Here is a 924-nt window from a genome sequence, read left to right as displayed (position 1 = left end):
GTGCCGTATTTGCGCTCGAGCCGGCGCACCGCGAAGTGGCCGTGCGCGGCCTGCTGGAAGTGGTCGATGAACAGCGTGTTGACGGTGGCGCCGAGCACCGCGCCGAGCGCCGGGATCGACTTGGCGGCGATCTGCTCGGTCACCTGCGCCGAGAAGCGCGAGGCGATCGACTGCACCAGCCGCAACAGGGCCGCCGAGCCATGCGTGGCGAAACCCTTCGAGGCGATCTCGGACGAAGCCTTCGATACCGCCTGCGCGAGCGCGCCGCGCAGCACGAAGTAGCCAAAATCGGCATCGCGCTCCGTCTCGCCGTCGCCCGATTGCCTGCCCGCGTTGGCGAACCCGCCGCCCATGCCGAGCACGGCCAGGCATTGCAGCTGGGCGTCGATCGAGCTCAGGTCCTCGCCCTCGCTGCGCGCGATGTCGCAGATCGAGCGGAACATCAGGGTGGTGGTGACCGGCAGCTCGACCGGCAGCGCGAACAGGCCGAAGGCGCCGCCCGCCGCGCCGGTGGTGGCCACCGCGAGCTTGTGCAGGAAATTGCTGGGCTTGTCGGGCGTCTCGCCCGCGCTGGCCACGCCGCCGGACTTGCCGAGCGTGCGCAGCGCCAGGTGCAGGCACTTGCGCAGCGCGATCTCGGTGGCGTCGTTGATCTTGTCGGTGGCGAAGCCGGGCAGCCTGGCGATCATCTTCTCGATCGGCGCGCCCACCACGCTGGTCAGCTTCATCGTCAGGGACGGGCTTTCGAGCGCCAGCTTGGCGCGCCGCAAGGTGTCCAGGTCCTCGGGCGACACGGTGGCGCCGACAGCGCCTGAAATGGGTTCGATATCTCTCCCATGAGCAGGATCAGGCAAGACGCCATCTGCGTAGCCTACCCGTGCATGCTACTATCTCGCAATCGTTGACTCGTGAAACGGTGCGGGA

At 68.3% G+C, this 924-nt stretch carries 1 protein-coding gene; it reads right to left on the bottom strand.

Annotated features, from left to right (window positions below; genetic code table 11):
- Window positions 1-827, bottom strand: an 827-nt coding sequence (locus tag FQ755_RS01215; protein ID WP_144150304.1) for an EcsC family protein, incomplete at its 3' end; no start/stop codon positions are given.
- Between the last annotated feature and the right edge of the window lie 97 nt (window positions 828-924).

Origin of the sequence: Paraburkholderia sp. BCC1885, from assembly GCF_900996235.1 — a bacterium.
Taxonomy (GTDB): domain Bacteria; phylum Pseudomonadota; class Gammaproteobacteria; order Burkholderiales; family Burkholderiaceae; genus Paraburkholderia.
Note: the sequence above shows the minus strand (reverse complement) of the source record. Positions and strands in the feature narration are given on the sequence as shown.